The 22,762-nt window shown below is 73.5% G+C and carries 22 protein-coding genes; 13 read left to right on the top strand and 9 right to left on the bottom strand.

What is annotated here, in order from left to right; genetic code table 11:
• Positions 1 to 50: 50 nt before the first annotated feature.
• The gene (locus AC07DU_RS09190) at positions 51 to 824 is read right to left on the bottom strand and encodes a protein phosphatase 2C domain-containing protein (RefSeq protein WP_479110501.1); all 774 of its coding nucleotides are present in this window, start codon (positions 822 to 824) and stop codon (positions 51 to 53) included.
• A 498-nt stretch (positions 825 to 1,322) separates the two neighbouring features.
• On the opposite strand from AC07DU_RS09190, the gene AC07DU_RS09195 reads away from it, so the two are divergent.
• From AC07DU_RS09195 to AC07DU_RS09215, 5 genes are all read left to right on the top strand, one after another.
• Positions 1,323 to 4,097, top strand: coding sequence for a sensor histidine kinase (locus AC07DU_RS09195; RefSeq protein ID WP_479110503.1), 2,775 nt, complete (start codon positions 1,323 to 1,325; stop codon positions 4,095 to 4,097).
• Entirely contained in the window at positions 4,094 to 4,579 is a 486-nt protein-coding gene (locus tag AC07DU_RS09200) for a roadblock/LC7 domain-containing protein (protein ID WP_479031121.1), read from the top strand. Before AC07DU_RS09195 ends, AC07DU_RS09200 begins: the two co-directional genes overlap by 4 nt.
• On the top strand, positions 4,576 to 4,965 hold the full coding sequence (locus AC07DU_RS09205) for a DUF742 domain-containing protein (protein ID WP_360888306.1): 390 nt from the start codon (positions 4,576 to 4,578) through the stop codon (positions 4,963 to 4,965). Before AC07DU_RS09200 ends, AC07DU_RS09205 begins: the two co-directional genes overlap by 4 nt.
• A complete protein-coding gene (locus tag AC07DU_RS09210) occupies positions 4,946 to 5,578 on the top strand; it encodes a GTP-binding protein (protein ID WP_453374478.1) in 633 nt (210 codons plus the stop codon). The genes AC07DU_RS09205 and AC07DU_RS09210 overlap by 20 nt, the downstream gene beginning before the upstream one ends.
• A gap of 77 nt (positions 5,579 to 5,655) precedes the next feature.
• Complete coding sequence (locus tag AC07DU_RS09215; RefSeq protein ID WP_479110505.1) at positions 5,656 to 6,954, top strand: styrene monooxygenase/indole monooxygenase family protein; 1,299 nt, start codon at positions 5,656 to 5,658, stop codon at positions 6,952 to 6,954.
• Here the strand turns inward: AC07DU_RS09215 and AC07DU_RS09220 are convergent.
• The 3 genes from AC07DU_RS09220 to AC07DU_RS09230 form a co-directional block, all read right to left on the bottom strand.
• Positions 6,867 to 8,066 carry a C40 family peptidase gene (locus AC07DU_RS09220; RefSeq protein ID WP_479110507.1) on the bottom strand — a complete coding sequence of 400 codons (1,200 nt, stop codon included), beginning with the start codon at positions 8,064 to 8,066 and terminating at the stop codon, positions 6,867 to 6,869. The genes AC07DU_RS09215 and AC07DU_RS09220 overlap by 88 nt on opposite strands.
• Positions 8,067 to 8,200: 134 nt before the next feature.
• Positions 8,201 to 8,632: an SHOCT domain-containing protein gene (locus tag AC07DU_RS09225; protein WP_479110509.1), complete on the bottom strand. Its 432-nt coding sequence runs from the start codon at positions 8,630 to 8,632 to the stop codon at positions 8,201 to 8,203.
• Positions 8,632 to 9,039: a DUF6325 family protein gene (locus AC07DU_RS09230; protein ID WP_361938620.1), complete on the bottom strand. Its 408-nt coding sequence runs from the start codon at positions 9,037 to 9,039 to the stop codon at positions 8,632 to 8,634. The genes AC07DU_RS09225 and AC07DU_RS09230 overlap by 1 nt, the downstream gene beginning before the upstream one ends.
• Before the next feature lie 95 nt (positions 9,040 to 9,134).
• Here AC07DU_RS09230 and AC07DU_RS09235 point away from each other — a divergent pair, with 95 nt between their 5' ends.
• Both AC07DU_RS09235 and AC07DU_RS09240 read left to right on the top strand, forming a co-directional pair.
• Complete coding sequence (locus AC07DU_RS09235; RefSeq protein WP_479031110.1) at positions 9,135 to 10,505, top strand: FtsW/RodA/SpoVE family cell cycle protein; 1,371 nt, start codon at positions 9,135 to 9,137, stop codon at positions 10,503 to 10,505.
• The gene (locus AC07DU_RS09240) at positions 10,502 to 11,962 is read left to right on the top strand and encodes a penicillin-binding transpeptidase domain-containing protein (RefSeq protein ID WP_479031107.1); all 1,461 of its coding nucleotides are present in this window, start codon (positions 10,502 to 10,504) and stop codon (positions 11,960 to 11,962) included. Before AC07DU_RS09235 ends, AC07DU_RS09240 begins: the two co-directional genes overlap by 4 nt.
• A 46-nt stretch (positions 11,963 to 12,008) precedes the next feature.
• Here the strand turns inward: AC07DU_RS09240 and AC07DU_RS09245 are convergent, their stop codons facing one another.
• On the bottom strand, positions 12,009 to 13,115 hold the full coding sequence (locus tag AC07DU_RS09245) for a ferritin-like domain-containing protein (protein WP_360888329.1): 1,107 nt from the start codon (positions 13,113 to 13,115) through the stop codon (positions 12,009 to 12,011).
• Positions 13,116 to 13,282: 167 nt separating this feature from the next.
• Between AC07DU_RS09245 and AC07DU_RS09250 the strand changes: the two genes are divergently transcribed.
• The 3 genes from AC07DU_RS09250 to AC07DU_RS09260 all read left to right on the top strand — a co-directional run bounded on the left by AC07DU_RS09250 (position 13,283) and on the right by AC07DU_RS09260 (position 15,350).
• A complete protein-coding gene (locus AC07DU_RS09250; RefSeq protein ID WP_360888331.1) occupies positions 13,283 to 14,215 on the top strand; it encodes an AurF N-oxygenase family protein in 933 nt (310 codons plus the stop codon).
• Positions 14,216 to 14,356: 141 nt separating this feature from the next.
• On the top strand, positions 14,357 to 15,070 hold the full coding sequence (locus AC07DU_RS09255) for a TetR/AcrR family transcriptional regulator (protein WP_360888334.1): 714 nt from the start codon (positions 14,357 to 14,359) through the stop codon (positions 15,068 to 15,070).
• A gap of 10 nt (positions 15,071 to 15,080) precedes the next feature.
• Positions 15,081 to 15,350, top strand: a complete 270-nt coding sequence (locus AC07DU_RS09260) for a hypothetical protein (protein ID WP_479110512.1) — start codon at positions 15,081 to 15,083, stop codon at positions 15,348 to 15,350.
• A gap of 162 nt (positions 15,351 to 15,512) precedes the next feature.
• On the opposite strand, the gene AC07DU_RS09265 is transcribed toward AC07DU_RS09260, so the two are convergent.
• The 3 genes from AC07DU_RS09265 to AC07DU_RS09275 form a co-directional block, all read right to left on the bottom strand.
• Entirely contained in the window at positions 15,513 to 16,781 is a 1,269-nt protein-coding gene (locus AC07DU_RS09265; protein WP_479110514.1) for a histidine kinase dimerization/phospho-acceptor domain-containing protein, read from the bottom strand.
• Positions 16,778 to 17,554, bottom strand: coding sequence for a hypothetical protein (locus AC07DU_RS09270; protein ID WP_479110516.1), 777 nt, complete (start codon positions 17,552 to 17,554; stop codon positions 16,778 to 16,780). Before AC07DU_RS09270 ends, AC07DU_RS09265 begins: the two co-directional genes overlap by 4 nt.
• Before the next feature lie 180 nt (positions 17,555 to 17,734).
• Positions 17,735 to 18,367, bottom strand: a complete 633-nt coding sequence (locus AC07DU_RS09275; RefSeq protein WP_479031094.1) for a hypothetical protein — start codon at positions 18,365 to 18,367, stop codon at positions 17,735 to 17,737.
• Positions 18,368 to 18,569: 202 nt separating this feature from the next.
• On the opposite strand from AC07DU_RS09275, the gene AC07DU_RS09280 reads away from it, so the two are divergent.
• Positions 18,570 to 19,385: a nuclease-related domain-containing protein gene (locus AC07DU_RS09280; protein WP_479110518.1), complete on the top strand. Its 816-nt coding sequence runs from the start codon at positions 18,570 to 18,572 to the stop codon at positions 19,383 to 19,385.
• 417 nt (positions 19,386 to 19,802) lie between these two features.
• Here AC07DU_RS09280 and ku read toward each other — a convergent pair whose 3' ends face one another.
• A complete protein-coding gene (gene ku / locus AC07DU_RS09285) occupies positions 19,803 to 20,897 on the bottom strand; it encodes a non-homologous end joining protein Ku (protein WP_479110520.1) in 1,095 nt (364 codons plus the stop codon).
• 36 nt (positions 20,898 to 20,933) lie between these two features.
• Between ku and ligD the strand changes: the two genes are divergently transcribed.
• Complete coding sequence (gene ligD / locus AC07DU_RS09290; protein ID WP_479110522.1) at positions 20,934 to 21,818, top strand: non-homologous end-joining DNA ligase; 885 nt, start codon at positions 20,934 to 20,936, stop codon at positions 21,816 to 21,818.
• Complete coding sequence (locus tag AC07DU_RS09295; protein WP_479110739.1) at positions 21,818 to 22,750, top strand: ATP-dependent DNA ligase; 933 nt, start codon at positions 21,818 to 21,820, stop codon at positions 22,748 to 22,750. Before ligD ends, AC07DU_RS09295 begins: the two co-directional genes overlap by 1 nt.
• Positions 22,751 to 22,762: the final 12 nt, after the last annotated feature.

The following is a 22,762-nucleotide window of genomic DNA, read 5'->3' on the forward strand; positions in this document are numbered from 1 at the left end:
GGCTCCGCCGGCCCGTGCCCCGCCCGCTCCTCCCCCCCCCGGCGGGAATCTCACAGCTCCGCATACACCGCCGACGCATCGTCATGCCGCTTGTACCGGCCCACCGGCCGCGCCGGATCGGACTCGAGAGTCCGCACCCGGCCGATCAACCCCTGCGCCCCCTCCTTCCGCAGCACCGCCACGCACTCCGCCCAGTCACCCTCCCCGAACGTGTCCGTCCACCGGCTCGCCCCGTCCGTCAGCGCCGCCACCGCCCGCACCCGCTCGCGCGCAGTGCGCCCCGTCACCGCCCGCGCCGCCACCGCAGGATCCGCGGCCGCCGTGAAGAAACCGCCCTCCGCGTTGCGCAGGGCATCCGTCGCGGACACCGAGCGCAGTACCTCCCGCGGAACCCGGTCGAGGCGGTCGTCGAGTACCGCCGTCACCTCGCCCCCCGGCGCCTGGAGGAGCAGGACGGAGTCCGAGAGCACCAGGTGCTCCACGTACGCCTCGTCCCAGCGGACCATGACGACCGTCGACTGGGGCGTGCGCACGTGAGAAAGGTCACAGGTGTCGCGGTGGGCCTCGGCCGTGGCGCGGACCGCCTCGGCCAGGATCCGGTCCAGCGGCATGTCCCGCCGGGATCCGGACAGTTCGGTCAATCGGCCGCCGAGCCGGGCCGCGAACCACGGCACTCCGTGCACGCACCCGTCCTCGCCCTCCGGTGGGGTGACCCCGTCCAGCGCGACCAGGACCCCACCGCCGGAGGCGGGGATCGCGGCCGACAGCCAGTCCTCATTGGGGCGTTCCTGGTGGCCGGGGGCCGAGGCGAGGTCGATGCGCATACGGGCATTCTGCCCGCCGGGCCACGCGAGGCCCGATCAGGTCCGTACCAATGGGCGAGGGCCCGGATCCGGCCGCAGCGCCCACCGCCCGGCCGGCGGGCAGCGGCCCCGGCACCCCCGGCGCGGATGTGGGCGGGCATCCTGCCAAAGCCCGTATCGATCTTTCAACCACCTGTCCACCGACGGCGCTCTGAGACGAGGTGTCCGAGTTGGTCGCCAACTCATCCGTGATGTTCACTCGTTCGAGTGGCCGGGTGGGCGATGTGCGGCTCTCTCCCCAACACGCTGCAAAGGTCTGAGGCGGTACGAGGGAGCAGGGGGCGTTTACTTGTTGACCGGCCGTTACCTCGGCCACACGAGTAGACGAGCAGAAGCACACGTACAGGATTGCGAGCACCGGTGCAGAAGAAGCGGTCTCGGAAATGGGGGCACCTCCCAGCGGTAGCTGGGGGAGGCACCGCCGCCGACGGCCCGGCCCCCGCAGGACGCCGCGTCCGCGTGCGCCGCAGGCTGGTCGTAGGTGTGGCCGTCGCCGGCCTCACCGTCCTCGCGGCAGGCAGCCCCGCCGTCATCTCCGCATCAACCGAACTGAACGACTCCCAGCGCCTGGTCACCCTCGCGGAACGGACCCGGCAGACCCTCACCCTCGCGCACCTGCTCGGCGACGAGCGCGACGTCGTCGTCGAGTACGCCGCCAAGGGCCGGCCCGGCGCCGCCAAGGGGCCCGTCCAGGAGCGCGCCGCCCGAACCGACCGGCAGCTGGCCGAGGTTCAGGCCGAGGCCGACGAGGAGACCGCCCGCGCGCTCGCCCGCATCCGGGCCGTCCGCAGCGAGGCCGTCGACGGCAAGGGCAGCGCCCTCGCCGCCCACCAGGCCTACGCGGGAGTCATCGCGGAACTCCAGGCCCCCGGCGACCGGCTCGCCGAGCTGACCCCGCCGCGCGCCGGGGCCGCCCTCAGCACCACCCGCCCGCTGGCCCCGCTCGGCCAGGCCGTGGAACAGGCCTCGGCCACCCGTGGACTGCTGCTCGCCGCGCTGGCCGTCCCCCGCGGTGAGCAGCTTCCCAACTCCGCCGTGGTCGACGAGCTCACCGCCGCCGCCCAGCGTGCGCGCGTACGGGAGCAGGCCGCCCTGGACGACTTCGCGCGGGCCGCGCGGCCCGACGTACGCCAGACCCTCGCCGCGACCGTCACCGGCCCCGAGGTCAAGACGGCCGACGACTTCCTCAAGCGGCTCACCGACCGGCCCACCCTGACGGCCGCCGACCGCAAGACCGACGGGCCCACCGTCGGCGCCGCGCTCACCGCCCGCATCGACCGCATGCGGTCCGTGGAGTCCACCCTCGCGGGCCAGCGGGCCACCGCGCTCGCCTCCCTGCGCGACGACGACGTGACCCGGCTGGAGACCCTGGTCGCCCTGCTGGGCGTGCTGTTCCTGGTCGCCGTCGGCGTCTCGACCGCCGTGGCGCGGTCGCTGACGCGGCCGCTGTCGGTCCTGCGCCGCGGCGCGCAGCGGCTGGCGACGCCGGAGGGCTCGGTGGAGCCGGTCCGTTTCACCGGCCGCAACGACGAGTTCGCCGAGGTCGTACGCCACCTGAACGCGGTGCGCGACCAGACGGTCTCCCTGCACACCCGGATCGCCGGACTCGACGCCGACCGGCGGCGGCTCATCGGCCGCAACGAGGCTCTGACTTCCAGCCGGGACGTTCTGGAGGAGGAACTGACCAAGCTGCGGACGGGGCTGGAGGAGCACCGCCGCATCGTGTCGACGACCTCCGTCTCCCTGTCGCTGCGGACCCTGGGCCTGGTGGAGCGCCAGCTCGCGGTCATCGAGGAGCTGGAATCCAGGGAACAGGACCCGGACCGGCTCGCGACCCTCTTCAAGCTGGACCACCTGGCGACGGTGATGCGCCGCCACAACGAGAACCTGCTGGTCCTGGCCGGGCAGGAACACGGCCACGGGCAGGGCCTGCCGGTGCCGCTGGTGGACGTGATGCGGGCCGCCGTGAGCGAGATCGAGCGTTACGAGCGCGTCGACCTCGCGGCGCTGCCCTCGTACACCCACGTCGCGGGGCACGCGGCCGACGACATCTCCCACGTGCTGGCCGAGCTGCTGGAGAACGCGACGACGTTCTCGCCGCCGGACGCCAAGGTGAAGGTCTCCGGCCGGCTGCTGGACTCCGGCGACGTCGTGCTCTCCGTCGTGGACGAGGGCATCGGGGTCACCGAGGACCGGCTGGAAGCGCTGAACTCCCGGCTCTCGACGCCCGAGGCGTACGACGAGGAGCCCGAGTCGGAACACGGCCTGGGCCTCGGCCTGTACGTGGCCGGTCGCCTCGCGGCCCGGCACGGGGTCACCGCGGAGCTGCGCGCCCCGCGCCACGGCGGCACCGAGGCCGTGGTCGTCGTACCGGCGTCCCTGCTGCCCGCCGCCCCGCCGGTATCGCCGGTCCACACCCTGGCCACGCCGGGCGGACCCGCCCTGCACCTGCCGGGCGTGATCGCGGAGGCGAACGAGAACACGCTGCCGTCGCGCCCCCGCGGCGCCCACGCCGCGCCCGACGCCGCTCCTGCCGCCGACGTGCCCGCCGCGCCGGCTGCCGCGGAGGCGGACCACGCGGCCGTGGCGCAGCCCGCGGCAGACGCCGCCGACCCCGTCGAGGCCGCCGCTCCGGATGCGGCGCCGGCCGCAGGCTCGGGCCTGCCGCCCGCCGACCAGGTGTTCACCGTGCCGGCCCCGGCTCCCGAAGGGACCGCCCCCGCCGAGGAGATGCTCGCGCGGGTCGTCCCCGACGCGGACGCGGGCGCCTTCCAGGTACGGGAGAGCGCGCCGGAGCCGGACCCGCACAGCCACGCCCCCGCCGAGGGGAACTGGCTCCCCCGCCAGGGCAGCCACCCCGCCGAGACGGAGCCCGCGACACCGGCCGCGACGCCGACCGGCACACCGGCCGGGGCGCAGGACCGGCCCGGGCGGGCCCCGGAGGCCCTCACCGACAAGGGCCTGCCGAAGCGGACCCCCCGCAACGTCACCGCGGTCCGCGCGCCCGGTGACGAAGCACCGCCGGCCGCCCCGCGCCGGGTGGACGCCGACGAGCTGCGCCGCCGCCTCGGCGGCTTCTACCAGGGGGCCCAGGACGGGCGCCGCGTCGTCGCCGCCGAGTTCGCGCAGGACCAGCGGCCGGGCCAGGCGCAGGACCAGGGGCGGGGGCAGGGCCCGGACCGGGGCCACAGCAAGACCGACCAGGGGGACACCGCACAGGAGGCACGCACATGACCGCGCCCAGTACGTACGGACTGAGCACCCAGGCCCGCAACCTGCAGTGGCTGCTGACCGACCTGGTCGAGGAGGTGCCCGGCGTCAACTCCGTCGCCGTCGTCTCCTCGGACGGGCTGCTGCTCCTGTCCTCGGACCCCGGGGCGGGCACCGGCGCGGCCGGGCAACAGCCCGAGCGCAAGGGCCCGCGCGGGGCCTGCGCCGACCTCGCCACCATCGTGTCGGGCCTCGGCAGCCTCACCACCGGCGCCGCCGCCCTGATGGACACCGGCTCGGTCAAGCAGACCATGGTGGCGATGGAGAACGGCTCCGTCTTCGTCATGGCCATCAGCGACGGCTCGCTGCTGGGAGTGCACGCCACACCCGACTGCGACATGAGCGTCGTCGCCTACCACATGGCCCTGTTCGTCGGCCGCGCCGGCCACGTCCTGACCCCCGAAGTCCGCAGCGAGCTGCGCCAGTCGATGGAGAACACCCCGTGAGGAGTCCGGCCTCCGACCGGCTGCCGATACGCGGAGCCGACCGCCGCCCCGCCCGCGTCCGCCCGTACTCCCTCACGGGCGGCCGCACCCGCTTCACGCACGTCCTGCTGGTCGAGACCTTCGTCGCCGCCCTGGACACCAAGGCGTCGGAGCCCCAGAAGCCCGACCGCATGCCCGAGATGCCCGCCATCGTCGAGGTCTGCCGCCGCATGCGCACGATCGCCGAGATCGCCGCGCTGCTGAAGCTGCCGCTCGGCGTGGTGCGCGTACTCGTCAGCGACCTCGCGGACCAGGGACGGATACGCGTCTACGGGACGGGCCACGGCACGGGCCGTCCCGAACGCGCGCTGCTGGAAAGGGTGCTCAGTGGTCTTCGCCGTCTCTGACAGCCAGGTGCCCCTGCCGGAGACCGACGACGAACCGGTCCAGCCCTGGCAGTACGACCGCTCCCGCGCACCCGTCGCCGTCAAAGTGCTGGTCGCGGGCGGCTTCGGCGTCGGCAAGACCACCTTCGTCTCCTCCGTCTCCGAGATCACCCCGCTGCGCACCGAGGCGGTGATGACCCAGGCCAGCGCCCCCACGGACGACCTGTCCGCGACGCCGGAGAAGAACACCACCACCGTCGCCATGGACTTCGGCCGCGTCACCCTCGACGACGACCTCGTCCTCTACGTGTACGGGACCCCGGGCCAGGAGCGGTTCTGGTTCATGTGGGACGACCTGGTGCGCGGCGCCATCGGCGGCATCGTGCTGGCCGACACCCGCCGGCTGCGCGACTGCTTCCCCGCCCTCGACTACTTCGAGAGCTGCGGACTCCCGTACGTCGTCGCCGTCAACCACTTCGAGGGTTCACGGTCCTACGAGCCCGAGGACGTCCGCGAGGCGCTCTCCACCGCACCCGGGGTGCCCGTCGTGATCATGGACGCGCGGCGCCGCCGGACGGTGGTCGAATCCCTGCTGACCCTGGTGGGCCACGCCCTGGACAGCACCCCCGAGTAGAGCAGTCCGAACACAGCTAGAGCAGTCCGAACACAGCACCCCCACACCCCCGCACCCCCGAACAGAGAACGTGAGAGATGCGCAAGATACTTGTCGTGGGCGCCGGCCAGTCCGGTCTCCAGCTCGCCCTCGGACTCCAGTCGAAGGGGTACGAGGTCACCCTCATGTCCAACCGGACGGCGGACGAGATCCGCACCGGGCGGGTCATGTCCACGCAAGTCATGTTCGACACGGCGCTCCAGCACGAGCGCGACCTCCAGATCAACTTCTGGGAGCAGCAGGCCCCGAAGATCGAGGGCCTCGGCGTCTCCGTCGCCGCCCCCGACTCCTCCCGCGCCATCGACTGGCTGGGCCACCTCAAGGGGTACGCGCAGTCCGTCGACCAGCGCGTGAAGATGGCCGGCTGGCTGGACACCTTCGTGCAGCGCGGCGGACAACTGGTCGTGCACGGCGCCTCCGTCGCCGACCTGGACTTCTTCTCCCGTACGTACGACCTGGTGCTGGTCGCCGCCGGCAAGGGCGAGCTGGTCTCGATGTTCGGGCGGGACGCGGCGCGTTCCCCCTACGACGCCCCGCAGCGCGCGCTGGCCGTGTCGTACGTGCACGGGCTCGGGCCGCGCCCGGAGCACCCGCAGACGGAGGCGGTCCGCTGCAACCTGGTCCCGGGTGTCGGCGAACTGTTCGTCATGCCCACCCTGACGACCTCCGGGCGCGCGGACATCCTGTTCTGGGAGGGCCTCCCGGGCGGTCCGCTGGACGTCTTCACCGGTGTCAAGGACCCGGGGGAGCACTTGGCGCTCACGCTGGAACTGATGGAGAAGTTCACCCCGTGGGAGTACGCGCGGGCCACGAAGGTGGAGCTGACGGACGCGGGCGGCACGCTCGCCGGCCGTTACGCGCCGGTGGTCCGCAACTCGATCGGCCGCCTGCCGGGCGGTGGGCTGGTGCTGGGCGTCGCGGACGTGGTCGTGTCCAACGACCCGGTCACCGGCCAGGGCGCGAACACCGCCGCCAAGTGCGCGGCCTCGTACCTCTCCTCGATCCTGATGCACGGCGACAAGCCGTTCGACGAGGCGTGGATGAAGGCGACCTTCGAGAAGTTCTGGTTCACCACCGGCAAGCCGGTGACGCAGTGGACGAACGCGATGCTGGGCGTCCCGCCGGAGCACGTCCTGAACCTGATCGGCGCGGCCGGGCAGCTCCAGCCGGTGGCGAACCGATTCGCCAACGGCTTCGACAACCCGGCCGACTTCGACGAGTACTTCTACGACCCCCAGGACGCGGCGGACTACCTGGCGGAGGTCTCCTCGGCCGCGGGCGCCGCGTCCGGGGCCTCCGTCGCGTCCGACGCGTCCGGGGCCCCCTCGGCGGAGTAACCGGCGTCGTCCCCTTCCGTCGCCGCCCCGGCGTTCGCGGGCAGCGGCGGAAGGGTGAACTCCGTCAGCGGGGTCCCGTCGGGATCCGGCCGCACGGCCCCGAGCAGCGGATTCGCGGCGATCGGGGAGAGCTTGACCTTCGCCCCGGGCCGCGGCGCCTGGATCACCTTGCCGTCTCCGACGTACAGGCCCACATGGGTGGCCTTGGGGAAGTAGACCACCAGGTCCCCGGGCCGCAGCTGGTCCAGCGGCACCTTCGGCAGCCGGGCCCACTGCTCCTGGCTGGTCCGCGGGATGACGCGCCCGGCGTGCGCCCACGCCTGGGAGGTGAGCCCGGAGCAGTCGAAGGACCCCGGCCCCTCGGCGCCCCACACGTACGGCTTGCCGATCTGGGCGGCCGCGTACGTGAGGGCCGCGCCGCCCGCCGCCGTGGGCGTCCCGGTACGGGTCGGCAGGCGGCCGGAGTCCATCAGATCGCGCTGCGCCGCGGCGGTGTCCTCGGCCTCCTTCGCACCGAGCCGCGCCAACTGCTCCGGGGTCAGCGAGGCCAGGACCCGCTCGACCTCCTTGAGCTGCGCGGAGACCTCGTCCTGGTGGCGCTTGCGCCGGGCGGCCAGCGCCTGCTGGGTGTCCAGCGCCCTGCGGGCCCGCACGGCGAGCGCGCCGGCCTCCCGCTCGCCGCGCCGGAGCCGGTCCAGTACGCCGGCCCGCCGGGCGCCCTCGCGGGCGACGAGCCGACGCTGGTCCAGGGCGGCCTGGGGGTCGCCCGCGAGCAGCATCCGGGCGTAGGGGGACAGGCCCCGCGTGGCCTGGTACTGCTCCCGGGCCAGCCGCCCGGCGAGGGCCTGCTCGGATGCGAGGGCGGTACGGGCCCTGCCGAGCTCGGCGGCACGCTGCCGCTCCTCGTCCTGGCCGGACTTGAGGGCCTCCTCGGTGGCGTTGTAGGCCTCGGTGGCCTCCTCGGCCTTCTGGTAGAGCCCCTGCAGACGGGTGAGCAGGACCCCCACGGACTCCGCTTCGGGAAGCCCCGGCTCGGCGCCGGCGTCCGAAGCCGGCCCCGCGACGAGGAGCACTGCGGCGATACAGGCGGCGCGAAGCAGCCGATGTGACATGTGATCACCTCCGGGACGAGACGCCCGATGCTGCCACGATCGGTATGACAAATCGCCCAGGCGAGTCGGAGGTCGGGGCGCCGGTCACCCGGTTGGGGGTGCACCGGGGTGTGCCGGGGCGTACCGAGTGCCCCTCATCCCCGCAGCAGGCGCGCCTTGGCCGTCGCGAACTCCTCCGGGGTGAGCAGGCCCTCGCGGGCGAGGGCGGCCAGTTGGGTCAGCTCCACCGCCAGGCCCGTCCGGGGCGCCGGTCCGCCCGACGGGGCGCCTGGCGGGGGGAACTCCGAGAAGCCGGCCTCCAGCCATTCCCCGGGCTCCGGCCCGGGTTCCAGATCCGGCTCCGGTTCCAGATCCAGCTCCGGCTCCGGTTCAGGTTCCGGCTCGTGCCTCGGCTCGGCGCGCACGATCCGCTCCGCCGGGCGCCACCGCACCCCGTGCCGGGGCTCGTCCGCCACCGCCGCGCCCTGCGCGGATCCGGCCGCCCGGGCCAGCAGACCCTGGAGCAGCGGGCGGCCCGCAGGGCGGTCCGCCGAGCGGACCGTCACGCCCACCGGTCGGATGAACATCACGCCACCCCCGTCCGCGGGTCCGACGCCATCCGGTCCAGCGGGATGCGGACCGAGCCGACGATCCGCCCGCCCGCCGCGCGTACGGCGATCGCCGCGTCCTCGGCCCACACGTGTTCGACCACCAGCAGCAACGCGCAGCTCCCGCGCTCCAGCAGCCCCGCGGCCTCCTGCACGTCCTCCGGCCCGATCAACCGTGCCACGTCCCGCCCCGTCAGCAGCCCGTGCAGTTCGACGAACTCGTCGAACTCGGCCGCCAGCACCTCGCCCGCCGCCGTCTTCGTCGCGAGGAGACCGTCGATCAGCCGGACCACCCCGGCCTTGCGCAGCCCCATCACCGCCTCGACCGCCTGGACCCGCAGCTGCTCCTCGGGAAAGGCGAGGACGATGAATTCCACAGGTCCCATAAGGCTCGGCTCCTGATTGCGACCGTTTCTGACGACTCTTCGGCACACTATGACATAAGCGTACATACCATCCGCCGGCTTGCTACGTTTGCCGTATGACCGCTCTGACGGCGAAGGTGACGGAGCCCGCCCCGCCCCCGCCTCCCGACGCCCGCGCCCCCATGCGCCGCGGCGTCGAGCTGACGCTCCTCGCCGGCGCCGTCCTGATCTCCGTCCTCGGTCACCTCCACGTCGGCCTCGCGACCGCCGGCCACATCCCCGGCGCCGCCACCCGCTACGCCGCCGGCCTCGCCGCGGCCGCCCTGATCGCGCACCTCGCCGTCCGGCTCAGGGCCCCGTACGCCGACCCCCTCGTACTCCCGATCGCCCTCCTGCTCAACGGGCTCGGACTCGTCCTCATCCAGCGGCTCGACGTGACCACACCCGCCCACCTCACCGCCGGGGACCAGCTCCTGTGGTCCGGGCTCGGGATGGCGCTGTTCGTCGCGGTGGTCGCGCTGCTGCGCGACCACCGCGTCCTGCAGCGCTACGCGTACCTCTCCGTCGCCGCCGCCCTGGTCCTGATGCTGGTGCCCGTCTTCTTCCCGGCGGTCAACGGCGCGCACATCTGGATCCGGTTCGCGGGACTCTCCTTCCAGCCGGGGGAGTTCGCCAAGATCCTGCTCGCCGTCTTCTTCGCCGCGTACCTCGCCGCGAACCGCACCGCCCTCGCGCTCACCGGCCGCCGGCTCTTCTGGAAGCTGCGCCTCCTGCCCGGCCGGGTGCTCGGCCCGATCCTCGCGATCTGGCTGCTCAGCGTCGGCGTACTGGTCCTGGAGCGGGACCTGGGCACCTCGCTGCTGTTCTTCGGCCTGTTCGTGATCATGCTGTTCACCGCCACCGGGCGGATCGGCTGGATCGCCATCGGGCTGCTGCTCGCCGCCCTCGGCGCGTACGCCGTCGGGACGTTCGAACCGCACGTGAACAGCCGCGTGGAGGACTGGCTCCATCCGTTCGCCTCCATCGAGCGCGGCGAAGGCCCCGGCCAGCTCGCCCAGTCCCTCTTCGCCTTCGGCGCCGGCGGCCTGCTCGGCGCCGGGCTCGGCCACGGCCAGTCCTTCCTCATCGGCTTCGCCGCCAAGTCGGACTTCGTCCTCGCCACCGCCGGCGAGGAGCTCGGGCTCGTCGGCCTCACCGCGATCCTGCTCCTCTACGGACTCCTCGTGGCCCGCGGCTTCCGCGCCGGGCTGTCGCTGCGGGACCCGTTCGGGCGGCTGCTGGCCACCGGCCTCGCCTCGATCGTCGCCCTCCAGGTCTTCGTCATCGCGGGCGGAGTCACCGGGCTCATCCCGCTCACCGGCATGGCCATGCCCTTCCTGGCGCAGGGCGGCTCCTCCGTCGTCACCAACTGGATCATCGTCGCCCTGCTGGTCCGGCTCAGCGACAGCGCCCGCAGACCCCGCCCCGCACAGGAGCCGGCCGAGTGATCCGCTACATCCGCTGGTGCGCGTACTTCTGCGCGGCCCTGCTCGTCGCCCTGCTGGTCAACATCACCCGCGTCCAGGTCTGGGAGTCGGCCGGCTACGGCGCGAACCCGGCCAACAAGCGCCCCGCCATCGAGCGCTACGCGCAGCCCCGCGGGGACATCCTGGTCGACGGCCGCCCCGTCACGGGCTCCCGCGACAGCGGCCAACTGCTGCGCTACGAGCGGACGTACGAGAACGGCCCGCTCTACGCGCCCGTCACCGGCTTCTCCTCCCAGACGTACGGGACCAGCTTCGTGGAGCGGGCCGAGGACGCGCTCCTGTCGGGCACCGACCCGGGGCTCTCCGCCTTCCCGCTCTGGTACGACCTGGCCCGCGGCCGCCCGGCCGGCGGGAACGCCGTCACCACCGTCCGCTCCGGCATGCAGCTGGCCGCGTACGTCGGGCTCGCGGGCAAGCGCGGGGCGGTGGCCGCCGTGGAGCCGGCCACCGGGAAGATCCTCGCCCTGGTCAGCAGCCCCTCCTACGACCCCTCCGTGCTCTCCGGCACGGGCGAGAAGGTCAAGGAGGCCTGGGCCGCGCTGAACGCGGACCCGGCCCGGCCGATGCTCAACCGGGCGCTGCGCGAGACCTACCCGCCCGGGTCCACCTTCAAGATCGTGACGGCGGCGGCCGCCCTCGACGCGGGCGTGGTCTCCGATGTGGACGCGCCGACCCGGACCCCCGACCCGTACCCGCTGCCCGGGACCAGCACCCTGCTGCCGAACGCGGGCACGGGCTGCGAGGACGCCTCGATGGCCGACGCGGTGCAGTGGTCCTGCAACACGGTGATGGCCAAGATCGGCGTGCAGGTCGGGCTCCGCGGCATGGTGGAGGCGGCGCGGCGCTTCGGTTTCAACGGCGACGGGCTGCGGGTCCCCTCGTGGGTGTCCCGGTCGAACTTCGACACCGACATGAGCCAGGACCAGCTGGCCCTGTCCTCGATCGGCCAGTTCAACACCAGGGCCACGCCGCTGCAGATGGCGATGGTGGCGGCCGCGGTCGCCAACGGCGGTGAGCTGAAGGCCCCCTACCTGGTGGAGCGGACGACCCAGGACGACGGGTCGCCGGTCCGGCGCGGCGGCCAGCGCAGCCTGGGCCGGGCGATGAGCCCGGTCACCGCGCTGCGCCTCCAGGAGCTGATGGTGAAGGTCGTGGAGAACGGAACGGGCAGGAACGCGGCGATCCCCGGCGCGGTGGTCGGTGGCAAGACCGGCACCGCGCAGCACGGCGTCGGCAACGCGGGGACCCCGTACGCGTGGTTCATCGCCTGGGCCAAGGCGGAGGGCGAGGCGGTGCCGTCGGTCGCGGTGGCCGTGGTGGTCGAGGACGCGGCCGCGGACCGCGGGGACATCAGCGGGAACCTGGCGGCCGCGCCGATCGCGCGGGCGGTCATGGAAGCGGCCCTGTCCACGCGCTGACGGCGCGGCCCCCCTCGCAGCCGTTCCCGCACCCGCTCCCGCCCGGCTACGCGTCGGCCCCGTCCGAGATCGCCGCCTCGACCTCCGCCACCCGCTCCGCCTCCTCGGCCGCGAACCGTTCCCGGTCGAGGGCCTCGGCGATCTCCTCGTCCTGGCTCATGAGCAGGTCCAGGTTGGAGTCGCCCATGTCGAAGACCCCCATGTCCAGATACGCCCGCTGGAGCCGCTCGCCCCAGAGGCCGATGTCCTTCACGCACGGCACTATCCGGCTGAAGAGCAGCTTGCGGAACAGCTGGAGGTACTCCGCCTCCTCGCTGTACTGCTCCGCCTCCTTCTTCGGGATGCCGAAGTTCTCCAGCACCTCCACCCCGCGCAACCGGTCCCGCATCAGGTAGCAGCCCTCGATCACGAACTCCTCGCGCTCGCGCCGCTCGGCGTCCGTCAGCTGCTTGTAGTAGTCGCGCAGGGCCATCCGCCCGAACGCCACGTGCCGGGCCTCGTCCTGCATCACGTACGCCAGGATCTGCTTGGGCAGCGGCTTGTCGGTCGTGTCGCGGATCATGCCGAACGCGGCCAGCGCGAGCCCTTCGATGAGCACCTGCATGCCCAGGTACGGCATGTCCCACCGCGCGTCGCGCAAGGTGTCGCCGAGCAGCGCCTGGAGGCTGTCGTTGACCGGGTAGAGCATCCCGACCTTCTCGTGCAGGAAACGCCCGAAGATCTCGGCGTGCCGTGCCTCGTCCATGGTCTGGGTGGCGGAGTAGAACTTCGCGTCGAGGTCCGGCACGGACTCGACTATGCGGGCGGCGCACACCATCGCGCCCTGCTCGCCGTGCAGGAACTGGCTGAAGTTCCACGAGGCGTAGTGCCGGCGCAGCTCGCCCTTGTCCTTCTCGGTGAGCTTGGCCCAGTGCCGTGTCCCGTACAGCGTCAGGGCCTCGTCCGGGGTGCCGAGCGGATTGTAGGGATCCACTTCGATGCCCCAGTCGATGCGCTTGGCGCCGTCCCATTGCTTGTCCTTGCCCTTCTGGTACAGGGCGAGGAGCCGCTCGCGGCCGTCGTCGTATTCCCAGCTGAAGCGGGCGGAGCCGGTGGCGGGCACCTGCCAGACGGCCTCGCGCGGGTTGGTGGTGTAGAGCTCGTGCGTCGACATTGACGCCCCCTCGTCTCACGTACTGCGGTGTGGGACCGGATAGTTGGCAGGGTCACACGTTGGTAGACGCCGGGTCAACAAGTCGTGCGCGGGGGATTGACGGCCTTGCTGACAAGCAGTCTCATAACTGGTGACCGCCGGAAACCCGATGACGAGGTGTCCCCGCCATGACGACCGTGCCGACCGAACGAGCCGCGCTCAGGGACGCCCTCGGCCTGCTCAAGGACCGTGAGCAGATCGCCGAGCGCCTGCTCGAATCCTCGGCCAAGCACTCCTTCGACCCCGACAAGGAACTCGACTGGGAAGCCCCACTCGTCGAAGGCAAGTACTACTGGCCCCCGGAGCTGCTCTCCCTCTACGGCACCCCGCTCTGGCGGAAAATGGGGGAGGAGCAGCGCATCGACCTCTCCCGCCACGAGGCCGCGGCGCTCGGCTCGCTCGGCGTCTGGTTCGAGATCATCCTGATGCAGCTGCTGGTCCGTCACATCTACGACAAGTCCCTGACCAGCAATCACGTCCGGTACGCCCTCACCGAGATCGCCGACGAGTGCCGCCACTCGATGATGTTCGCCCGCATGATCCAGAAGTCCGGCGCCCCCGCGTACCCGGTCTCCCGCGTCAACCACAACCTCGCGCGGGTGCTGAAGACCATCTCCACCACCCCCGGCTCCTTCGCCTGCACCCTCCTCGGCGAGGAGATCCTCGACTGGATGCAGCGCCTGACCTTCCCGGACGAGCGCGTCCAGCCGCTGATCCGTGGGGTCACCCGCATCCACGTCATCGAGGAGGCCCGGCACGTCCGCTACGCCCGCGAGGAACTGCGCCGTCAGATGCTGACGGCGCCGCGCTGGGAGCAGGAGCTCACCCGCATCAGCTGCGGCGAGGCCGCCCGCGTCTTCTCGCTCGCCTTCGTGAACCCGGCCGTCTACGACCACGTCGGCCTCGACCGCCGCGAAGCCGTCGCCCAGGTCAGGGCGAGCGGCCACCGCCGGGAGGTCATGCAGAGCGGCGCGAAGCGGCTCACCGACTTCCTCGACGACATAGGCGTCCTGCGCGGAGTCGGCCGCAAGCTGTGGCAGAGCTCGGGCCTCCTGGCGTAGGCCGCTTCCGGATCCTGCCGGGCCCGCGCCGCCGTCTTTCTTTCGGACCGGGCCAGGCGTCGCGTCAGGCCAGCCCTCCACCCGCGGGGCCGATCCGAAAGAGACGGCCGCGCGCGGCCTGCGGAGGGCTACCCTGCGGACATGACCGTACGCGCCTACCGCAGGCTGAGCGTCGAGGAGCGGCGAGCCCAACTCCTCGACGCCGCCCTCTCGCTGTTCGCGCACCGGGCGCCGGAGGAGGTCTCGCTGGACGACGTCGCGGAGGCCGCCGGGGTCTCCCGCCCGCTCGTCTACCGCTACTTCCCGGGCGGAAAGCAGCAGCTGTACGAGGCCGCCCTGCGCTCGGCGGCCGACGTCCTCAAGCTCTGCTTCGCGGAGCCCCAGCACGGCCCCCTGACCCAGCGCCTCTCCCGGGCCCTGGACCGCTACCTCGCTTTCGTCGACGAGCACGACGCCGGCTTCGCCGCCCTCCTCCAGGGCGGCAGCGTCGTCGAGACCTCCCGCACGACGGCCACGGTGGACGGCATCCGCCGGGCCGCCGCGGACCAGATCCTCTTCCACCTCGGGGTCCCGGCCCCGGGCCCCCGGCTGCGCATGATGGTCCGTACGTGGATCACGGCGGTCGAGGCGGCCTCCCTCATCTGGATCGACGAGGGCAAGCAACCGCAGACCGGCACCCTGCGGGACTGGCTGCTGGACCAGTTCATCGCCCTGCTGACGGCCACCGCGGCCACGGACCCGGAGACGGCCGCGGCCGCCCGCGCCGCCCTCGCCCTGGAATCGGCGGACGGACCGGTCGGGGTCCTGGCCCGCCGCGTGATACCGGTGGTCTCCGAGGCGGCCCACCTGCTGTGACACTGGTGGGGTGAGAAGCGAACCGACCCCGTTCGAGGGCGGCCCGATGGACGGCCGGGTCCTCCCGATCCTCCTCGGCCCGACCGGCCATCCCCCGAAGTGGTACGAGATCCCGGTCCCGGCGCCGGACGGCGGCCCGCCGACGGTTCTGCTCTACGAACGCGTCCCGGCGGGCTACTCCAAGCGCCTGGGCCTCCAGAAGGGCTGGAAGTACTGCCACCGACCGACGGGCACCAAGCCCAAGCCCCGCTGGCCGTGGACGAAGCCCCCGCGGCCGTAACCTCGGGCCGGCTCGGGCCTTGACCTCGGGCTCCGCCCGGGCCTTGACCTCGGACTCGGCCCCGGGCCCCGCGCCTCACGCGTCGGTGCCGCCCTGGGCCTTGACCTCGGGCTCGGCCCCGGCCCCGCGCCGCACGCGTCGGTGCCGCCCCGGCCCCCCGTCTTACGCGTCGGCTGGGCTGGACGACGCATCCGGCAGGGTCAGTACCGCGAGGCCGCCGCCCCGCGCCTCCCGGAACTCCAGTCGGGCCCCGATCACCCGGGCCTGGCCCACGGCGATCGTCAGGCCGAGTCCGTGGCCCTTGCCCGCGCTGCGGAAGCGCTGCGGGCCGTGCGCCGGCAGGTAGGCGGGGAAGCCGTCCCCGTGGTCCCGTACGGTCACCACCGGCCCGTCCACCGTCAGGACGACCGGCGCACGCCCGTGCTTGTGCGCGTTGGCCACCAGGTTCCCCAGGACCCGCTCCAGCCGCCGCCGGTCCGTCTCCACGTGCGCGTCCCGGACGACCACCACCTCCGTGTCCGTCCCCGACGCCCGCACCACCCGCCGTACCAGCCGCCCCAGCTGGTGCAGGTCCGTCTCCACCACCTCGCTGCCCGAATCCAGCCGCGAGATCTCCAGCAGGTCCTCCGTCAGCTGCCGCATCGTCCGTACCCGCTCGCGCACCAGCTCCGTCGGCCGGCTCTCCGGCAACAGCTCCGACGCCGCCTGCAACCCCGTCAGCGGTGTGCGCAGCTCGTGCGCCACGTCCGCCGTGAACCGCCGCTCGCTCTCCAGCTTCGCCTGCAGGCTTCCCGCCATCGTGTCCAGCGCCCCGGCCACCGTCGCCACCTCGTCCTGGTGCCGCGAGGGGTCCTTCGTCCGCGGGTCTCCCACGCGCGCGTCGAGATCGCCCTGGGTGATCCGCCGCGCGACGGTCGCCGTCTGGTGCAGTCGCCGCGTCACCCGGGTCACCGCGAAGGCGCCCACCAGCAGCGTCCCGCCGATCGCCAGGACCGACGAGCCGATGATCGCGTTGTCCAGCCCGCTGATCGTGCGCGCGCTCTGCCCGTAGTCGATGGCGGCCGCCAGCGCACGCCCGTCCGCCGGGGCCGCCGCCCACATCGTGGGCCGGCCCCGGTAGTCCGCCACCACCGTCGCGCGCTGGCCGCCCACGGCCAGGGCCCGCAGCTCCGGCGGCAGCCCCACGGGATCCAGCCCCGCGTCGGGCGGCAGGGCGTCGCCCGCCTCGTAGGCGCGCGACGCGTCGTGCAGCTTGCCGAGGGCCTTCTCCCGCGCCGTGGCCACCGTCTGGCGGGTCACCTCCACGTGCACGAGCGCACCCAGCACGGCGGCCAGCGAGCAGCACATCACCACGATGAAGCACGCCGACTTCCAGGTCAGCGTGGCCGTCCAGGCGGGCGGGCGCAGCGGCAGCCGCAGCCGCGGTCTCACGGGGCGCTCGGAGCCGTCGGAGCCGTCGGAGCCGAGGGCCGGGCCGTGAGCGCGGGTTTCGTGAGCGCGGGCTTCGGATTCCCGGGCACCCGTACGATCTGCTCGCGCGTCGGCAGCATGGTGAGCTGCTTCTCGTCCCAGGACCAGGCCGTGATCAGCTCGTAGCCGTGGTTCCCGCTGGGCACCCGCAGGATCACGTCCCGTGCGGCCAGCTCCACCGAGATGACGGTCTCCGTGGTCGCCATGATCCGGTTGAGCCGCCCGTCCGGGTCGGCCGTGTACACCCGTACGGACATCATCTTGTCGGGGAACTCGATGCCGACGATCAGCTCGTCCGTACCGTTGCCCGTGAGGTCCCGGTAGTACGGCTTGAGCACCGGGCACGACCCGGGCTCCTCGTCCTCGTCCTCCCCGCACGCCTGAATCGCGGCCGCGGTCTCGGGCGGCATCCCGTCCGCGCCGACCTCCGCCTCCGGGCGGGCCCGCAGCTCCGCCTGGACGAGGGCCACGGGGTCGACGGCGTGCACGTTCTGGTCGCGGACCGGCGGGATTCCCTGGATGTACTCGGGCGGCGCCCCACCCGGATCGGCGGGCGGTACGGTCGCCCCCCGGCGGTCGGGCCACAGGTGTACGGGTCCGCTCGCCGTCGGCGTGGCCCCGGCGGCGACCAGCCCGCCGGTGTTCCCGCAGCCCGCCACCAGGGAGAGCGGCGCCAGCAGGGCGAGGGCCGGCAGGCCGTGGAGGGCGGCCGCACGGAAGCGAAACCTGGTCACGGCCCTTGTGCCCTTCTGTCCGCGCTGGACGACGATCGATCGCGCCAACCATATGCACAGGTACATCCCTTTTACCCGAGTCGACGGCGCGGCCGCGCCGGGTGAGCCGTCGGCCGCCTTGCCAGCCGCTCCGTCTGCGGCCCCGTCAGCCGCCCTGTCGGTCGCTCCGTCCGCGGCCCGTCAGCTGTCGGTGCGCCCGCGGCGCAGCATCGCGAAGCCGAGACCGGCGGCGCCGACGGCGGCGGTGGCGCCGCCCGCCGCGAGCAGCAGCACGCCCTCGCCCGGGCCGTCGGCCAGCGTGCTCAGGCGCTGGGCGTCCTCGGACCCGGTCGCGACGTCGCGCCGTTCGCCGCCCGTCTGCCGCTGGGCCGAGGCGGGGACGACGTGGCCGTTGCGGGTCCCCGTCTTGTGCCCGTCGGCGCCCGGGACCGAGTGGTCGGCGCCCGCCGCGGGGACCTCGCCCATCCAGGAGGTCAGCCGCCCGTCGTCGTCCAGCGTGGCGTGCAGGTCCCCGGCGGCGCCGACGGCGGTGATCCCGTCACGGCTCGTCAGGCTGACGGCCTTGACGCCCTCAGCGGTCAGGATGTCGGCCTGGTAGGCGCCCTTGGCCGTGCGGTAGACCTTCGCCGTCGACACCCCGTCGGCGAGGGCGAGGCTCTTGACCAGGACCCGCTGCGGGGCCGCGGAATGCGCGGACGAGGCCGCCGGCACCCCCTCGGCCAAGGCGGCAACGGTGGGCAGCGCCAGCAGACTTCCGGCACATGCGGCCACGGCGGCGGCGCGAACGAGAGTGCGGCGGCTGACGGTGCTCACGGGAAGTCCTTCCGTACTGGCGGGCTGGGCTGTCCGGGGTGGATAGGGGACGGCTACGTGGGATGAACCTAGGCCCCGGCCGTTGCGGCCGAGCCCCGGATGTGTAACAGCGAAGCGGCAACGTCCCGTCGGAGTCGTTACACAACCGAGGGATTGCCCTGCGAGGTCCCGGCTGCTCCCATGGACCGCGGGGGTGAGGGCGATGCGCGGACTCAAGGTGCTGCCGAGCGGCCGGCCCGGCCGTGGCCGGCTGTACGTCAACCTGCCCGACGGGCGGGCGGTGGCCTGGTACGACCGGCAGGCCAGCCGGATCAGCGTCCTCGCGGACGATCACCGTGAGGCGGTCCTGGCGGCGTTGCGCCCGTACTTGAGCGGCGCCGTCTCGATCGGCCCGCCCCCGGTCCCCACGGCGGCCGACCTGCGGCGCCTCGCCCTCCCGCCGGACGCGGACCTGGCCCCGAACCGCCCGGGCGAGACGCTGCTGGGGGAGCTGACCCACGCCCCGGCGGGAACCCGCGCGCGGCACCGCATGCGCCAGGAGCTGACCGCCCAGCAGCGGATGGGCGACGCCTTCGACGCCCTGGAGCCGGACGGCTGGCGGGTCCTGCACTGCGTTCCGCTCCCCGGCTTCGGCCGCATCGACCACCTGCTCATAGGCCCGGCCGGCGTCTTCTGCGTCCGCACGGTCCCGGGCCGCCGCCAGCGCGCGGTGGTCGGCGACCTCCTGCTCACCGTCGGCCGTACGGAACCCCGCCCGGACCCCCGCTGGACCCGCCGCGCGGCGGCCGCCGCCGGCCGTGCCCTGAGCGCGGAGGTCACCCCGGCCCTGGCCCTGGCCGACGCCTCCCGCGTCGACGTGGCCCCCACGGTCCGCGACATCCACGTCCTGCACCCCCCGACGGTCACCCCGCACCTCGCGAACTCCCCGACCACCCTCCAACTCCCGGACATCGAAGCCCTGTTCACCCTGGCCCGCGACACGAGAACCTGGCTGCGCCCCTTCACAAGCCCAGCCTGACCCACCCGCACCCTCCCGCCGCACTCTCCATCCCCTCGGGCGCACGTCCAGCCCCTCCGCCGCGCCTTCCATCCCCTCGGGCGCACCCGTCCCCCGGCGCACCTTCCATCCGCTCGGGCGCACCCGTCCCCCCGCCGCGCCTTCCATCCGCTCGGGCGCACCCGTCCCCCCGCCGCGCCTTCCATCCGCTCGGGCGCACCCGTCCCCCCGCCGCGCCTTTCATCCGCTGGGGCGCACCCGTCCCCCTGGCGCACCTTCCATCCCCTCGGGCGCACCCGTCCCCCGGCGCACCTTCCAGCCCCTCCGGCGTTTGAGGAGCGGGGTCTGGGGCGGAGCCCCAGGGAACGGTGGAAGGGCGGGGCGGGGAGCAGCGCCGCAGGCACCCCGCACCCCGCCACGCCACCCCGCCAGGAACGGTCAGGCGGAGGACCGCTTCCGCGGCGCAGCCGCCTTCTTCGCGCCCGAGGCCGCCTTCTTGGCGGAGGCCGAAGTGGACTTGGCCGCCGCAGCCCCCGACTTGGCCGACTTCGTCCCCTTGGCGGCCGTAGTGGTCTTCTTCTTCGAAGCGGCCGATGCCGCAGTCTTCTTGGCCGACGCCGCCGTCGACTTCTTCCCGCCCACCGCCTTCGGCGCAGCCGCCCCCGCACGCCCCGCCTTCCGCCGCATCGGCGTAACCTCGGCCTCGGCCTCGGCCTCGGCCTCCGCCTCGGCCGCCCCCGCCCCCAACCCCTCCCCCCGGGACGCCTTCGCCGCCCGCACGCTCTTCTCCAGCGCCGCCATGAGGTCGATCACCTGACCCCCGGCCGGCGCCACCACGGGCTCCGTCGGCTCGAACGCCCCACCCGCCTTCGCCGCGATCAAGGCCTCCACGGCGTCCCGGTAGTCGTCGTGCAGCGAGGACATCTCCACCTCGCCGAGCGTGGCCATCAGCGCGTCCGCCAGGTCGAGTTCGGCCTCCCGTACGGACACGTCCGCCTCCGGTGCCACCCCCTCCGGCGCCCGGATCTCGTCCGGCCACAACAGCCCGTGCATCGCGATCACGTCGTCGACGACCCGCAGCATCCCCAGCCGTTCCCGCCCCCGCAGCGCGTACTTGGCGATCGCGACCTTCCGGCTCCGCTTCAACGCCTCCCGCAGCAGCGTGTACGGCTTCGCCGCCGTCGGCCCGTTGGCGGCCAGGTAGTACGCCGCGTCCATCTGCAGCGGGTCGATCTCCTCCGCCGGGACGAACGACATGATCTCGATCGTCTTGGCGGTGGCGATCGGCAACTGCGCCAGGTCCTCGTCGGTGAGGGGGATGACCGACCCGTCCGCCTCCTCGTACCCCTTGCCGATCTCTGCGCTGGACACTTCCTCGCCGTCGAGCTCGCACACCTTGCGGTAGCGGATGCGCCCGCCGTCGCTGAGGTGGATCTGCCGGAAGGAGATCGAGTGGCTCTCGGTGGCGTTCACGAGCTTGATCGGAATGCTGACCAGACCGAAGGAGATCGCGCCGTTCCAGATGGATCGCATAGCCCGGTTCCTCCCGTTTCGTGGCAATCTCATCGTATGACGCCGATCACTTTGGTGGAGGGCCGTCGCATCGCGCTCAGCAATCTCGACAAGGTCCTGTACCCGGAGACCGGTTTCACCAAGGGCGAGGTGCTCCACTACTACGCCACCGTCGCCGACACCCTCCTCGCCCACATCCACGACCGGGCGGTGTCCTTCCTGCGCTATCCCGACGGGCCGCAGGGCCAGCTCTTCTTCACCAAGAATCCGCCGCCCGGCACACCCGACTGGGTGAAGACCACCCCCGTGCCCCGCTCCGACGAACCCTCCGCCGAACAGGTCGTCGTCGCCGACCTGCCCTCCCTCATGTGGGCCGCCAACCTCGTCGTCGAGTTCCACACCCCCCAGTGGCCCGCCGGCCGCCCCGCCGTCGCCGACCGCCTGATCCTCGACCTCGACCCCGGTCCGCCCGCCACCGCCGTCGAATGCTGCGCCGTCGCCCTCTGGCTGCGCGACCGGCTCGCCGCCGACGGCCTGCACGCCTGCGCCAAGACCTCCGGCTCCAAGGGCGTGCACCTGGCCGCGCCGCTGGAGCCGACCCCGTCCGCGCGGGTGTCGGCGTACGCGAAACTCCTCGCCCAGGAGGCCGAACGCGAGCTCCCCGGCCTCGTCGTCCACCGCATGACCAAGGCGCTGCGCCCCGGCAAGGTCTTCGTCGACCACAGCCAGAACGCCGCCGCTAAGACCACCGCCGCCCCCTACACCCTGCGCGCGCGGGCCCGGCCGACCGTGTCCGCGCCCGTCTCGTGGGAGGAGGTCACGGCCTGCCGGACCCCCGACGACCTGGTCTTCCTCGCCGACGACATCCCGCCGCGGCTGGCCCGCGACGGCGACCTCTTCGGCACGCTGCTCGACCTCGGCCTGGCGGGACGGCTGCCGTGATCCGGGTCGCGCTGGCCGCGCCCGTACGCACCCTGCCGCGCGGGGCGGGGCTGGCGTACGAGCCGAAGTTCGACGGGCACCGCCTCGTCGTCCTGCGCACGGAGGAGGACGTCGTCCTGCAGGCCCGCTCGGGCCGCATCGTGACCAGCGCCTTCCCCGACCTGGCGGCGGCCGCCCTCCACCTGCCCGCCGGGACGGTCCTCGACGGCGAAGTGGTGGTCTGGCACGCGGGCCGCACGGACTTCGCGCTCGTGCAACGGCGGGCGGCGGCCACGGCGGCCAGGGCCGCCGTGCTCGCGCAGAGCCTGCCGGCCTCGTACGCCGCCTTCGACGTGCTGGAACTGGCCGGGCTCGACGTGCGCGGCCGCCCGTACGAGCGCCGCCGCGCGCTGCTCGTCGACCTCCTCCTCCCGCTGGGCCCGCCCCTCCAGCCGGTCCCGATGACCACGGACCCGGAACTGGCCGCCACCTGGTACGAGACCCTGCCGGCCAGCGGCGTGGAGGGCCTGGTCATCAAGCGTCTGGACCAGGCCTACCCGGCCGGCCGGCGGGGCTGGCAGAAGCTGCGGCACACGGACGTCCGCGACGCGGCGGTGGTGGGCTACACCGGCACCGCGCGGCGCCCGCTCGCCCTGGTGCTGGTCCTGCCGGTGGGCGACCAGACCCCGCTCGTATCGAGCCCCCTGACCGGGGCCCTGCGTGCCGAGGTGGCGGCGGAACTGGCGGCGCGTGCGACGTCAGGCGCGGCCTCGCGTACGACCTCACCTACGGCTGCACGCATGCCGACGGCCGGCCCGCTGGCCACGGTCACGGCCATCGGACTGGGCGAAGTCCCCTTCCACCCCCTCGACCCACCCCTCACGGCCGAAGTCCGCCACACGTCGACCCGCCACCCCCCACCGGAGGTGCTCCGGCTCAAGACGGCCCTCTGATCCGCGCGGGGG

This window comes from Streptomyces sp. NPDC045695 (genome assembly GCF_056432025.1).